Annotated in this window: 12 protein-coding genes; 11 read left to right on the top strand and 1 reads right to left on the bottom strand. The window is 63.1% G+C overall.

The features are described from left to right. The first annotated feature begins 63 nt into the window (after positions 1 to 63). The 10 genes from ASD01_RS28475 to ASD01_RS28430 all read left to right on the top strand — a co-directional run bounded on the left by ASD01_RS28475 (position 64) and on the right by ASD01_RS28430 (position 11,620). Positions 64 to 756 (top strand): glutathione S-transferase family protein, encoded by a 693-nt coding sequence (locus tag ASD01_RS28475; RefSeq protein ID WP_034804500.1) that lies wholly within the window; start codon positions 64 to 66, stop codon positions 754 to 756. Beyond that, positions 737 to 1,939 carry a tRNA epoxyqueuosine(34) reductase QueG gene (queG, locus tag ASD01_RS28470; protein WP_051659674.1) on the top strand — a complete coding sequence of 401 codons (1,203 nt, stop codon included), beginning with the start codon at positions 737 to 739 and terminating at the stop codon, positions 1,937 to 1,939. Before ASD01_RS28475 ends, queG begins: the two co-directional genes overlap by 20 nt. After that, complete coding sequence (locus ASD01_RS28465; protein ID WP_034804505.1) at positions 1,927 to 2,802, top strand: SDR family oxidoreductase; 876 nt, start codon at positions 1,927 to 1,929, stop codon at positions 2,800 to 2,802. The genes queG and ASD01_RS28465 overlap by 13 nt, the downstream gene beginning before the upstream one ends. Positions 2,803 to 3,262: 460 nt before the next feature. Continuing rightward, positions 3,263 to 3,637 carry a septal ring lytic transglycosylase RlpA family protein gene (locus ASD01_RS28460; RefSeq protein WP_060644815.1) on the top strand — a complete coding sequence of 125 codons (375 nt, stop codon included), beginning with the start codon at positions 3,263 to 3,265 and terminating at the stop codon, positions 3,635 to 3,637. Positions 3,638 to 3,773: 136 nt separating this feature from the next. Then, on the top strand, positions 3,774 to 5,060 hold the full coding sequence (locus ASD01_RS28455) for an RsmB/NOP family class I SAM-dependent RNA methyltransferase (RefSeq protein ID WP_034804507.1): 1,287 nt from the start codon (positions 3,774 to 3,776) through the stop codon (positions 5,058 to 5,060). A 189-nt stretch (positions 5,061 to 5,249) separates the two neighbouring features. After that, positions 5,250 to 6,530 carry an imelysin family protein gene (locus tag ASD01_RS28450; protein ID WP_029742958.1) on the top strand — a complete coding sequence of 427 codons (1,281 nt, stop codon included), beginning with the start codon at positions 5,250 to 5,252 and terminating at the stop codon, positions 6,528 to 6,530. Between the two features lie 49 nt (positions 6,531 to 6,579). Continuing rightward, positions 6,580 to 8,109: a di-heme oxidoreductase family protein gene (locus ASD01_RS28445; protein WP_034804510.1), complete on the top strand. Its 1,530-nt coding sequence runs from the start codon at positions 6,580 to 6,582 to the stop codon at positions 8,107 to 8,109. Beyond that, a complete protein-coding gene (locus ASD01_RS28440; protein ID WP_034804513.1) occupies positions 8,109 to 9,224 on the top strand; it encodes an imelysin family protein in 1,116 nt (371 codons plus the stop codon). The genes ASD01_RS28445 and ASD01_RS28440 overlap by 1 nt, the downstream gene beginning before the upstream one ends. 241 nt (positions 9,225 to 9,465) lie before the next feature. Then, on the top strand, positions 9,466 to 10,455 hold the full coding sequence (locus tag ASD01_RS28435; protein ID WP_034805161.1) for a magnesium transporter CorA family protein: 990 nt from the start codon (positions 9,466 to 9,468) through the stop codon (positions 10,453 to 10,455). 79 nt (positions 10,456 to 10,534) lie between these two features. Next, positions 10,535 to 11,620 carry a DUF1513 domain-containing protein gene (locus ASD01_RS28430; protein ID WP_034805176.1) on the top strand — a complete coding sequence of 362 codons (1,086 nt, stop codon included), beginning with the start codon at positions 10,535 to 10,537 and terminating at the stop codon, positions 11,618 to 11,620. A gap of 13 nt (positions 11,621 to 11,633) precedes the next feature. Here ASD01_RS28430 and ASD01_RS28425 read toward each other — a convergent pair whose 3' ends face one another. Beyond that, the gene (locus tag ASD01_RS28425; protein WP_034804517.1) at positions 11,634 to 12,188 is read right to left on the bottom strand and encodes a GNAT family N-acetyltransferase; all 555 of its coding nucleotides are present in this window, start codon (positions 12,186 to 12,188) and stop codon (positions 11,634 to 11,636) included. Between the two features lie 84 nt (positions 12,189 to 12,272). Between ASD01_RS28425 and ASD01_RS28420 the strand changes: the two genes are divergently transcribed. Continuing rightward, on the top strand, positions 12,273 to 12,725 hold the full coding sequence (locus tag ASD01_RS28420; RefSeq protein WP_060644814.1) for a TspO/MBR family protein: 453 nt from the start codon (positions 12,273 to 12,275) through the stop codon (positions 12,723 to 12,725). The last annotated feature ends 3 nt before the right edge of the window (positions 12,726 to 12,728 follow it).

The following is a 12,728-nucleotide window of genomic DNA, read 5'->3' as shown; positions in this document are numbered from 1 at the left end:
GCCAGACGCTTGCGCCGCCACGCTGACGCCCCCAAGCCAAAGCCCTGAGAAGCCAGATCATCGATGCCGACACTGTATCACCACCCCATGTCCGCCGCTTCACGCTTCGTTCGCCTGATCCTTTCGGAATACGGCTACCAGACGGAATTGACGGACGAGCAGCCCTGGGAGAACCGGCGCGACTTCCTGGCTTTGAACCCGGCCGGAACGCTACCGGTCTATGTTGACGACAGTATGAGGGCGCTCTGTGGGGCGACGATCATCTCGGAATATCTCGACGAGACGAACGGCATCATGAAGCGGGATCGCCGCCTTCTGGCCGAGGATCCGTTCCAGCGCGCGGAAATCCGCCGGCTGGTCGAATGGTTCCTGCAGAAGATGGAAGCCGATGTGACGCGGCCGCTGGTGCGCGAGCGGATCTTCAAGCTGCAGATGACGCCGGACCAGGGCGGCGGCGCACCCGACAGCAAGGTCCTGCGGACCTCGCGCGCCAACATCCGCCAGCATATGAAGTATCTCTCCTGGCTCGCGGGCACGCGCACCTGGCTTGCCGGCGACCGGATTTCCTATGCCGATCTTGCCGCCGCCGCGACGGTGTCCGTGCTCGATTATCTCGGCGAAATCGACTGGTCGGACGCCCCGAGCGCCAAGGAGTGGTACCAGCGGCTGAAGTCCCGCCCCTCCTTCCGGCCGCTGCTTGCCGAGCGCGTGCGCGGCGTCACCCCCGTTCCGCACTATGCGGATCTCGACTTCTGAGGCGAATACCGTGCCCGGCATCGATGCCAAGGCAGACAGTGAGGAACGGCGCCGGCTGAAGCTGACGGCGTTCCTGAAGGCAGAGGCGGCAGACAAGGGCTTCGATCTCTGTCGCATCACCCGGCCGGATGCCATTCCGCAAGCACCGGCCCGGCTTCGAGACTTTCTCGACGAGAGCTTTCACGGCACGATGGACTGGCTCGAAGAGACAGCCGAGCGCCGTTCCGATCCGCGCACGCTCTGGAGCGAGGTGCGCTCCGTCGTCATGTTCGCGATGAACTACGGCCCGGAACACGATCCGCGTGGCATTCTTGAGCGGACCGATCGCGGTGCGATCTCGGTCTATGCCCAGAACCGCGACTACCACGACATCATCAAGGGCAAGCTCAAGGAAGTCGCGACCCGCTTTGCCGCGCGCGCTGGCGAGGACGTCAAGGTCTTCGTCGATACCGCCCCGGTGATGGAAAAGCCGCTGGCGGAGCAGTCCGGCCTCGGCTGGCAGGGCAAGCACACCAATCTGGTCAGCCGCGAATTCGGCTCCTGGCTTTTTCTCGGCAGCCTGTTCACGACGGCGGACCTCGCCTTCGACGAAGCCGAGCGCGACCATTGCGGCTCCTGCCGCGCCTGCCTCGATGCCTGTCCGACAGACGCTTTCCCGGCGCCCTACCGGATCGACGCGCGACGTTGCATCTCTTACCTCACGATCGAGCACAAGGGGCCGATCGATCCCGAATTCCGGCCGCTGATCGGCAACCGCATCTATGGCTGCGACGACTGTCTTGCCGCCTGCCCCTGGAACAAGTTCGCGCAGGCAGCCTCGGAAATGAAGCTCAGAGCACGCGACGATCTGAAGGCGCCGTCGCTCGAAACCCTGCTTGACCTCGATGATCCGAGCTTTCGCAGCCTGTTCTCAGGCTCACCGGTCAAGCGCATCGGTCGCGACCGGTTCGTGCGGAACGTGCTGATCGCCGCCGGCAATTCAGGCAGCCAGGCGCTGGTGCCCGCAGTCAAGGCCCGCGTCAACGACACCTCAGCCGTGGTGCGGGCGATGGCGGTGTGGGCGCTGTCACGATTGGTCGCGCCTGCGGCGCTTGCGGAATTTGCCGAACAATGCGAGCCAGAGACGGACGAAGACGTCCTCAACGAATGGCAGATCGCGGGAGTGAGCCGATGCATGTCCTGATCCTTGGCGCCGGTTACTCCGGTACGGCAATCGCAAAAGCGATGGCCCCAACGGCCACAAGCGCTATCGGCACCACCCGGAGCGAGGAGAAGGCGGCAAAACTCGAAAGGGCCGGCCTCCGCCCGGTGCTCTTCGACGGCGAGACGATCTCCGACGACCTAGCCGCCGCCCTCGGCAAGGCAACTCATCTGATCCAGTCGATCGCGCCCGGTCGCGATGGCGATCCCATGTTCCGCACCACGAGCCCGGACCTCACGCAGATCGCACCGAACCTCGAATGGATCGGTTATCTCTCAACGGTCGGCGTCTATGGCGACCATGGCGGCGAATGGGTCACCGAGGACATGCTGCGCAAGCCGGTCTCGGCCCGCTCTGTCGAGCGCGTGGAAGCGGAGGACGCCTGGATCGCCTTCGGCAAGAAGCAGGATATTCCGGTCGCGGTGCTCAGGCTCTCCGGCATCTACGGCCCCGGACGCAACGCCTTCTGCAATCTCGAAAACGGCACGGCACGGCGGCTGGTCAAGCCCGGCCAGGTGTTCAATCGAATCCGCGTCGAGGATATCGGCGCCGCAGCGCTGTTCCTCGCCAACAATGGCACCAGCGGCGTCTTCAACATCACCGACAACGAGCCGGCGCCGCCGCAGGACGTGGTCGCGGAAGCCGCCCGGCTGATGGGCGTCGAGCCGCCGCCGGAAACGCCCTTCGAGCAAGCCGAACTGTCACCGATGGCCCGCACTTTCTATGGAGAAAACAAGCGGGTTTCGAATGCCCGCATGCGTGCAACCGGTTTTGAATTTGCCTTTCCGGATTATCGCGTCTCGCTTGCACAGCTTTGGCAGTCGGGCGCGTGGCGCGGACAGTGAAATGCAATACGGCACCCGCCAGATAGCATAACCCGTAATGCTTATAGAACGTCGATAGTCAGTCCGTCAGTAATGGCCAGGGCTGGGCCACCGCAATTGTGACATTCTTTGGATAATCGTTCGATACTTGGTTAATTTCATACAACCTGCGCGCTAGTAACGAATTTTCGACCATCCGGATTCCGGAAAATTGGTCCAATTCGAAATTTTTAATGAAATTTTTCGATTACGGGCGGGTTCGGCTCGCGTGCGGAGGCTGGCGAACGCTCAACCCCTGATTCCAAAGAACTCCTGTCTGCGTTTAAACTATTTCAAACAATCTTCGTTTTTGAAATTTCGTCATTTTTTAATAAATCCTAATAGAGCGTAAATGGTTGAAGCACGTTTTTGCCATTTTTCGCCCCAATTAGCGGTTCTCAGAAGTTTTTAACCAAGTGTTTTGACCGAGGGGATCGCCAGTTTGACGCCAGCGAAGATCACGACTGCTGCCGCTGCAGCGCTATTCACGGCCACTATCGGTCTCGTCTCCGTTTCCGATAGCCATGCAGCCGGCGCCGGCTGCGGCGGCGCATCCTGGTATGCGCTGAGCTCCAAGACCGCCTCCGGCGAGCGCATGAATGCCGCTCACCTGACGGCCGCCCATCGCACCCTGAAATTCGGCACCAAGGTGCAGGTCACCAACAAGCGCAACGGCAAGAGCGTTATCGTTCGCATCAACGATCGTGGCCCGTTTATCCGCGGTCGCGTCATGGATCTTTCCAAGGCTGCAGCATCGCAGATCGGCATGGTCCGCTCCGGCACTGCCAGCGTCTGCTATCGCGTCGTCAATTCCTGATCTTGAAATACTGCTACCCGGCCTGCGGGCGGGTGGATCTACTTCGCTAAAGGCCGTTCCCGGCGGTTAATCTTCTCCGCCGTCTTGCTCTTCGATGCCATCGCCGTTACCACGGCGAAAAAGGAGTTGATCGAAGATGCGTTTGGGCGGCAGGCTCGCTGGAGCCATTGAGGTTCTTGAGGATATCGAAAAGCGGAAGCGCCCGGTCGCCGACGCGCTCAAGGATTGGGGCCTTGGCCACCGTTTCGCCGGATCCGGCGATCGCTCGGCGATCGGCAACATCGTCTACGACGCCCTTCGCATGAAGCTCTCCCACGCCTACCTGATGGATAGCGACAGCGCCTCGGCCCTCGGCCACGCGGTGATGTACCGCCAGTGGGGCTTTTCGCCCGAGGCGCTGGCCGCCGAGCTCGATGGCGACAAGTTCGCGCCGGAGGCACCGGCCGAACAGCTTCAAGCCTTCAGGTCGCGCCGGATCGAGGACGCCCCGGCCCATGTGCAGGGCGACATCCCCGAATGGGTCCAGGCCTCCTTTGAAGAGAACTTTTCCGACGACTGGCTGGAAGAAGCCAAGGCGCTCGCCGGCCGGCCGACGCTGGACCTGCGCGCAAACACGCTGAAGGCGTCGCGCGCCAAGGTCCTGAAGGCACTGGAGCGTAGCGGTGCCGAGGCCGCAACGATCGCCCGTAATGGTATCCGCATTCCCGCCGGCGAAGGCGCCTCGCGCCTGCCGAACGTCACGGCCGAGCTTTCCTTCCAGAAGGGCTGGTTCGAGGTTCAGGACGAGGGCTCGCAGATCGTCGCCGATCTCGCCTATCCGCAGGAAGGCGAACAGGTGCTCGACTATTGCGCCGGCGGCGGCGGCAAGACGCTCGCCATGTCGGCGGCGATGAACAACAAGGGCCAGGTGCACGCCTACGACACCGACCGCAAGCGGCTAGCCCCGATCATCGAGCGGCTGAAGCGCGCCGGCACCCGCAATGTCCAGGTGCATGAATCCACCGACAGCCTCGCGCCGCTTGCCGGCCGTTTCGACCGCGTGCTGGTCGATGCGCCCTGCACCGGCACCGGTACCTGGCGCCGTCGCCCGGACACCAAGTGGCGGCTGAACCAGAAGAACCTCGAAGAGCGCATCTCCCAGCAGGAAGAAGCGCTGGCAAGCGCTGCCCAGTTCGTCCGTCCCGGCGGCCATCTGATCTACGTCACCTGCTCGGTACTGCCTGAGGAAAACGAGGCGCAGGTCTACGGCTTCTGCGAAGACAATCCGGAATTCGAGATCCTGTCGGCCGCCGATATCTGGGCGACGCTGTTCGGCACCGACAAGCCGCAGCCCTGGTCGGCGGACATGAAGACGGTGACGCTGACACCCGCTTCCACCGGCACGGACGGCTTCTTCTTCTGCCTGATGCAACGCAAGGGTTAACGCCGTTTGACGATCGGCAAAAGACGCGCATCAGATTGAAAGCGTTCTAAACTATACACTTTGACACAAGTTTGCTTTTGGTTCATGAGAAGCGAGCTCGGCGGGGCCTTTTCTGATGGCTCGACGGCTGAACGACGCCATGTTTTGCGGCTCGTTCGACGGCGCCGGGGGACGCAACAGGAGAGGGTCATGACCAAGAAATTTTTCCGGGGCGCCGCGCTGGCGCTGATGACGGCGACCTCGGCGATGGCCCTGCAGCCGGCCCATGCCGCAACCGATGCCGCCGCCGTGGTGAAGCACTACACCGCCGTCGCCCACGCCAAGTTCGAAGACGCGCTGACGACCGCAGAAGCGCTCGACAAGGCCGTTGACGCGCTGATCGCGACGCCGAGCGAAGAAACGCTGAAGGCCGCGCGCGACGCCTGGAAGAAGGCCCGCAACCCCTACCAGGAAACCGAAGTCTACCGCTTCGGCAATGCGATCGTTGACGAGTGGGAAGGCAAGGTAAACGCCTGGCCGCTCGACGAGGGCCTGATCGACTATGTCGACCCGAGCTATGGCACCGAGAGCGACGAGAACGCGCTGTTCACCGCCAATGTCATCGCCAACAAGACGATCAAGATCGACGGCAAGGACGTCGACGCCTCCAACATCACGCCGGAATTCCTGGCGGGCACGCTGCAGGAAGCCGGCGGCATCGAAGCGAACGTCGCGACCGGCTACCACGCGATCGAGTTCCTGCTCTGGGGCCAGGACCTGAACGGGACCAAGGCCGGCGCCGGCAACCGCCCCTACACCGACTACGACACCAAGGCCTGCACCGGCGGAAATTGCGACCGCCGCGCCGCCTACCTGAAGGCTGCGACCGAGCTGCTCGTTTCCGACCTCAAGGAGATGGTTGCCAACTGGACGCCGGATGGTGCCGCCACCAAGGCGGTCGAGGCCGATCCGAAGGCTGGTCTCGTCGCCATCCTCACCGGCATGGGCTCGCTCTCCTATGGCGAACTGGCGGGCGAGCGCATGAAGCTCGGCCTGCTACTGCACGATCCGGAAGAAGAGCATGACTGCTTCTCCGACAACACGCACAACTCGCACCTGCACGATGCGATCGGCATCCAGTCGGCCTATACCGGCGAATATACCCGCGTCGACGGCACGAAGATGACCGGCCCGTCGCTGTCCGAACTCGTCGCCGCCAAGGATGCAGCGCTCGACAAGGAAATGGCCGGCAACCTTTCGACCACGGTCGAGAAGATGCAGGCGATGGCCAAGCGCGCGGAAACGACCGAGGCCTACGACCAGATGATCGGCGAAGGCAATGCCGAGGGCAACGCCACCGTTCAGGCGGCGATCGACGGCCTGATCGCCCAAGCAAAGACCGTACAGCGCGTCATTGCGTCGCTGGATCTCGGCACTGTCGAGCTTGAAGGTTCCGACAGCCTGGATAATCCTAACGCCGTCTTCCAATAAGCTGAAAAGGCGGGCCGCATCGACAAAGACGCGGCCCGATCCTCCTGAGATGAAATCTGGCGCTTTCCGCCTTTGCGCGCTTGTTCTCGTTCAAGCGCTTTTCACGGCCCTGCCCGCCTTCGCCGGCGACGGCCTTTTGACCGAACGCTCCGACCTCAACGACAAGGACCGCCAGCGCGTCCAGGCGGTGACGCGGCCTGCGACCGATTTCTCCAAGGCAGAAACCTTCGAAGCAATGTCCGGCGGTGCCGCGACCTCGATCGCGCCCGTCAATGCCGACAGTTTTTCGCAATTCTCGGCCAATCTCACCTTCCAGGAGGAAGAGGGCTTCAAGCTCGGCAACGCGCTCTTTCGCAAGCTTTGGGTTTCCTCCCCCTCCTCCACACAGGCCTCCGACGGGCTCGGCCCACTCTACAACGCCCGAGCCTGCCAGAGCTGTCACCTGAAGGACGGACGCGGCCGGCCGCCGGAAGGTGCCGTCGATACAACCTCGATGTTCTTCCGCCTGGCGCGGCCGCCCCGCGACGACGAGGAGCGCCGGATGATTGCGGCGCACGAGGTGGTGAACTTCGGCGACGCTGTTTATGGCGCCCAGCTTCAGGATAGCGCCGTGCCCGGCCTTGCCGCCGAAGGCCATCTGAAGATCAGCTACACCGAGGAGCCCTTCACTTTCCCCGACGGCGAAACGGCCTCTCTGCGCCGACCAGGCTATTCGGTGGCCGATCTCGCCTATGGCCCGCTCGATCCGGAAACCACGCTCTCGCCGCGTGTGGCGCAGCCGATGATCGGCCTCGGCCTGATCGAGGCGATCCACGAGGCGGATATCCTCGCCCTTGCCGACCCCGACGATAGGGATGGCGACGGCATCAGCGGACGGCCGGCGCTGACGCGCGACGCCAGGACCGGCAAGCTCATGCTCGGGCGCTTCGGCTGGAAGGCGCAGAACGCCACCGTGCGGCAACAGAGCGCCGATGCCTTCGCCACCGACATCGGCATCTCTTCACCCGACGCCGACCGCCCGCATGGCGACTGCACCGCGGCCCAGGCACAATGCCTGACCATGCCGACCGGCGAGCAGGCACGCCTTGGCCCCACAGAAGCGCCCGACCCGGTGCTCAACCTCGTGACCTTCTATTCGGAGAACCTGGCCGTGCCGGCGCGGCGCAAGGCGAGCTTTGAGGAGACACTGCGTGGCAAGAAGGTCTTCTACGAACTCGGCTGCACCAGTTGCCACACACCGAAATTCGTCACCCGCCGGGACGCGGCCAACAAGGCGCAGTCGTTCCAGCTGATCTGGCCCTATTCCGATTTCCTGCTGCACGACATGGGCGAGGGTCTTGCCGACGGACAGCAGGTGGGTGTGGCCACCGGCCGCGAGTGGCGCACGCCGCCGCTTTGGGGCATCGGCTTGACGAAGACCGTCAGTGGGCACACTTTCCTGCTCCACGACGGACGCGCCCGCAATTTCACCGAAGCGATCCTCTGGCACGGCGGCGAAGGGCAGAAGGCCCGTGACGCCTTTGCCGCCCTTGCCGCAAGCGATCGCCGCGATCTCCTTGCCTTCCTGGAGTCACTCTGATGCCCCGCACGCATACGCTTACTCTCGCTTTTGCCCTGACCTTGACGGCCGTTTTCCCGGCGGTGGCCCAGGAAGGAAGCGCGCTCTCGCCGCGCGTCGTCAACGAGGCGGCCGTGCCGGCGGTCATGGCCAAAGCCGTCGACGACTTCATCATCCCCGGCTATCGCAACCTCACGGAAAAGACCGCTGCCGCCACGCAGGCCACGGCCAAGCTCTGCGCGGCGCCGTCGCAGGCGACGGTCGATGGCGCTCGCGTTGCCTTTTCCGAGATGGTTGGCGCCTGGTCGGCGATCGAGGTGGTGAGGCTTGGTCCGGCACTTGAGCAGAACCGCTTCGAGCGGTTCCTGTTCTACCCCGACCGCAAGAGCACGGGCCTGAAGCAGGTGCAGGCGATCGTTTCGAAGCACGATGAAAGCGCAACGGACGAGGCCAAACTCAAGGGCAAGAGCGTCGCCGCACAAGGGCTCGGCGCGCTCGAATACGTGCTCTATGGCACGGGCGCCGAGTCACTTCTGAACAAGGATGGCGATTTCCGCTGCCGCTACGGCCTGGCGATCACCAAGAACCTCGACACGATCGCCAACGAGTTCCTGGCCGCATGGCAGAAGCCCGATGGCATTCAGGCGGCCTGGAAACATCCGGGCCCTGACAATCCCGAGTTCCGCGACAACCGCGAAGCGGCAACAGAACTGCTCGGCATTCTCGTCCATGGCGTCGAGACGGTGAAGGACCAGCGGCTGAAGCCGTTCTACGAGAGCAAGGACGACAAGGGACATCCGAAGCTCGCGATCTACTGGCGCTCCGGCAACACCATGCCGTCGATCGCCGCCAACGTGCGAGGCCTGAAGACACTGTTCGACGTTGCCGACATGCAGAGCCTTTTGCCGGAAGACAGCCGCTCGGTCGCGGGTTCAGCCGACTTCGTCTTCAAGTCGGTGATCGGCATGGCCGGCAACATCGACGGACCGATCGATCAGGCGCTCGAGGACAAGGACAAACGGGCCAAGCTCGCCTTCCTGTCGCTCAATACCAACGACCTTCTCGATCGGCTGAACAAGGATTTCGGCGGCGCGATCGGGCTTGGCGCCGGCTTCTCCTTCGCCGACGGCGACTAGAGCGGGATGAGGAAACATGTGCGCGGTTTCCGCCCGCATCCCGGTTGAGCGCCGAGTGTTGACAATCAAGGTTTTTGGGCGCAAAGCGCTTCCCGTGTCCGCTCTCGCGGGCACGTTTCACCACAAGGACCAACTCCCAATGAACCCCGACAGTCGAAGTCGAGCCTTCACGCTCACGGCCGTCCGGTCCTGATTGATCAGGGCTTCAGGCGGTCGGATGACTCGCCCTATGGAGCCCAATATGCTGCGCATCTACAAAAGCCAGAACAGCCACCTCGTGCTTGTCGACATGATCGACGGCATCGCCCTGCCGACGCCGGCAATCTGGTACGACCTCTACAATCCATCGGCCGAGGAAACGCGGCTCGTCGAAGGCCAGCTCGGCATCGAGATCCCGACCCGCGACGAGATGCAGGAGATCGAGCTTTCCGACCGCCTCTACCAGGAGGCCGGCGCCGAATTCATGACGATGACGGCCGCCGCCAAGCTCGACAGCGATTATCCGGTCAAGGTGCCGGTGACCTTCATTCTCAAGGGCGCGACGCTGGTTACCGTGCGCCACGCGGACCCGAAGCCGTTCCAGAATTTTTCCAACCGCATCCAGAAGGCCAACGGCCAGATCTGCGAAAGCGGCGAACTGGTGATGCTCGGGCTGCTTGAGGCGATCATCGACCGTACGGCGGATGCGCTGGAGCGCGCCGGCAGCGAGGTCGACGGAATTTCGCGGGATGTGTTCCGCAAGACCAATGCCAGCGCCACCAAGAAGACGCGCGACCTGCAGTCGCTGATCGAGCAGATCGGCCAGAAGGGCGACCTTTTGACGGTCATCCGCGAAAGCCTGGTCAGCATCGGCCGGCTCGTCGCCTATCATGTGGCGCTCGAAGGCATGGGGCCGCGCAAGGCAGGCAAGGAAAGCCGGCAGCGGATCAAGCTGATCCAGCGGGACGCGACGTCGCTTGGTGATCACGCGCTGTTCCTGTCGAACAAGATCAATTTCCTGCTCGACGCGACGCTTGGCCTCATCAACCTCGAGCAGAACCAAATCATCAAGATCTTCTCGGTTGCCGCCGTCGTCTTCCTGCCGCCGACGCTGGTCGCCTCGATCTACGGCATGAACTTCGGGGTGATGCCGGAACTGCAATGGGAATTCGGCTACCCTGCGGCACTGATGCTGATGGTGATCTCGGCGATCGTGCCCTATTTTTACTTCAAGCGGCGCGGCTGGCTCTGAGCGCGCAACCTGCTGCATCGCAGCCCTGAGCGGGCACTCCGCCCAGGGCTTGCAAATTTCCATGACGAGCGAGGATGGCATGACAGCCGCCACGGGCCTGATCGACCGGCGCAGTTTCCTGAGGATGGCGGGCGCGGCCTGGGTGGCGAGCCTCGCGCCTGAGCGAGCCTTCGCCCTGACCAGGGCCGACGCCGTCTTTGCCTCGGCCTTCATGGCGCCGGACGGCAGCTATGGCGTCGCGACGCTGACGGAAGCGGGCGAGATCATCGACCGCACGGCGCTGCCGGCCCGTGCACACGGCATGGCCTATTCGCCCGTCAGCCGCCGCATCGTCGCCTTTGCCCGCAGGCCGGGCACCTATGCGATGATCCTTGCAACCGACGGCACGGCCGAGCCGATCGTGATCACCGCTGCCGACGGCCGGCATTTCTACGGCCATGGCTGCTTCTCGGCAGACGGCAAGCTGCTCTACGCCACCGAGAACGACTTTGCCGCCAATCGCGGCATGGTCGGCATCTATGACGGCAGCGACCACTTCACCCGCATCGGCGAATTCCCGACCTACGGCATCGGCCCACACGACATGACGCTGAGCGCCGACGGGAAACTGCTGGCGATTGCAAATGGCGGCATCGAGACCCATCCGGATTTTGGCCGCACCAAGCTCAATCTCGACCATATGGAGCCGAGCCTGACGCTGGTCGATACGCGAACCGGCGCGCTCGTACAGAAGCACGGTCTGCCGGATGATCTGAGCCGCCTGTCGACCCGGCATGTCGATATCGGTCCGAAGGGCGAGATCTGGTTTGCCTGCCAGTATGAGGGTGCGCGCAGCGACCTGCCGCCGCTCGTCGGCTCGTTTTCCCAGGGCGAAGACCTGAAGTTCCTGTCTCTGCCCGAGCGCACGACGGAAGCGCTGGCGAACTATGTCGGCGCCATCGCCGTCAACCGGAACGAGGGGCTGATCGGACTGACTTCGCCGAAGGGCGGCGTGGCGGTGATGCTCGATGCACGAACCGGTACCGTGCTGAAGGAAGAGCGCGTCGCCGATGCGGCGGGGGTCGCCAGTGCCGACCACGGCTTTGCCGTTTCCTCCTATGACGGCCACTTCAAGGCTAACAAGAGCCGAGTGGCCTGGGACCAGCACATCGTGCGGTTGGCTTAGGCCTAAGACGATCTCAGGCCGAAAAACGGCCGTCGCCGGAGAGTTTTGCCAGATCGTTCCAACGATAGGCGGTCTGGTCGTGGTTTTCGCCGCCGAGGCTCACCTGGCCCTGGCCAACGGCAATGGCGCCGAGATGCTCGTAGAAGCCCCGATTCGGGTTGCTGGAAAGCACCCAGGCAAAGAGCGACTTGCCGCCAAGCTCCCGGCAGTGACCGGCGACGCTGCGCACCAGTGCCGAGCCGATGCCCGCGCCCTGGAACTCTTTCAGGATGTAAAGCGCATAGAGCTCGCGGTCGAACCGCGGCGGCATCGAGCGCGCCTTGCCGTAATTGGCAAAGCCGATCACCTTGTTCGTGCTCACGTCAACCGCAACCAGATGGAAGACGTCGGCGATGCGCATGCGTCTTGCGTGGCGCAACGCCTGTTCCTCGATGCTCATGGCGTCGAGAAAGGCATCGGAAATCAGCCCGCGGAAGGTCGATCGCCAGGTTTCGACGATAACGGAGGCGATCATCATGATGTCATCCGGGCCGGCCGGCCGGATGTCGATACGTCGGAAGGTCTTCATGGCAGCTCATATAGGTGGTGCATGATGGCTTCAAAACGGCGGCCCCGCTGGAAAGACGGAAAGTCTGTTCTATCTGGCGAGATCATGAACAGAACCATCTTATACGTAGTCTTCATCGCCGCCGTTCTCGGCCTCGGCCTTCTCATCGGCACCAACAACATCCCCGGCGAATGGTACCGGTCGCTGGCAAAGCCAGCCTTCAATCCACCGGACTGGATCTTCGCGCCGGTCTGGTCGATCCTCTACGTGATGATCGGCGTTGTCGGCGCCCGCATGTTTCTCGATCATCGGCGCAGCGCCGCCATGCGCCTGTGGCTGGCGCAGATGATCCTCAACTTCCTCTGGTCGCCACTGTTCTTTGGCATGCAGGATATAGCGTCGGCGCTGATCGTGATCATCGCGCTCGTGATCGCGGTTGCCGGCTTCGTCGTCGCAAGTTGGCAACGGGATCGCATTTCAGCCCTGCTGTTCCTTCCCTATCTCGTCTGGGTTGCGTTTGCGACGGCGCTCAACAGCGCGATTTTGCTCATGAATTGAACT

The sequence above is a fragment of the Ensifer sp. Root423 genome, from assembly GCF_001426275.1.
GTDB lineage: Bacteria > Pseudomonadota > Alphaproteobacteria > Rhizobiales > Rhizobiaceae > Ensifer > Ensifer adhaerens.
Note: the sequence above shows the minus strand (reverse complement) of the source record. Positions and strands in the feature narration are given on the sequence as shown.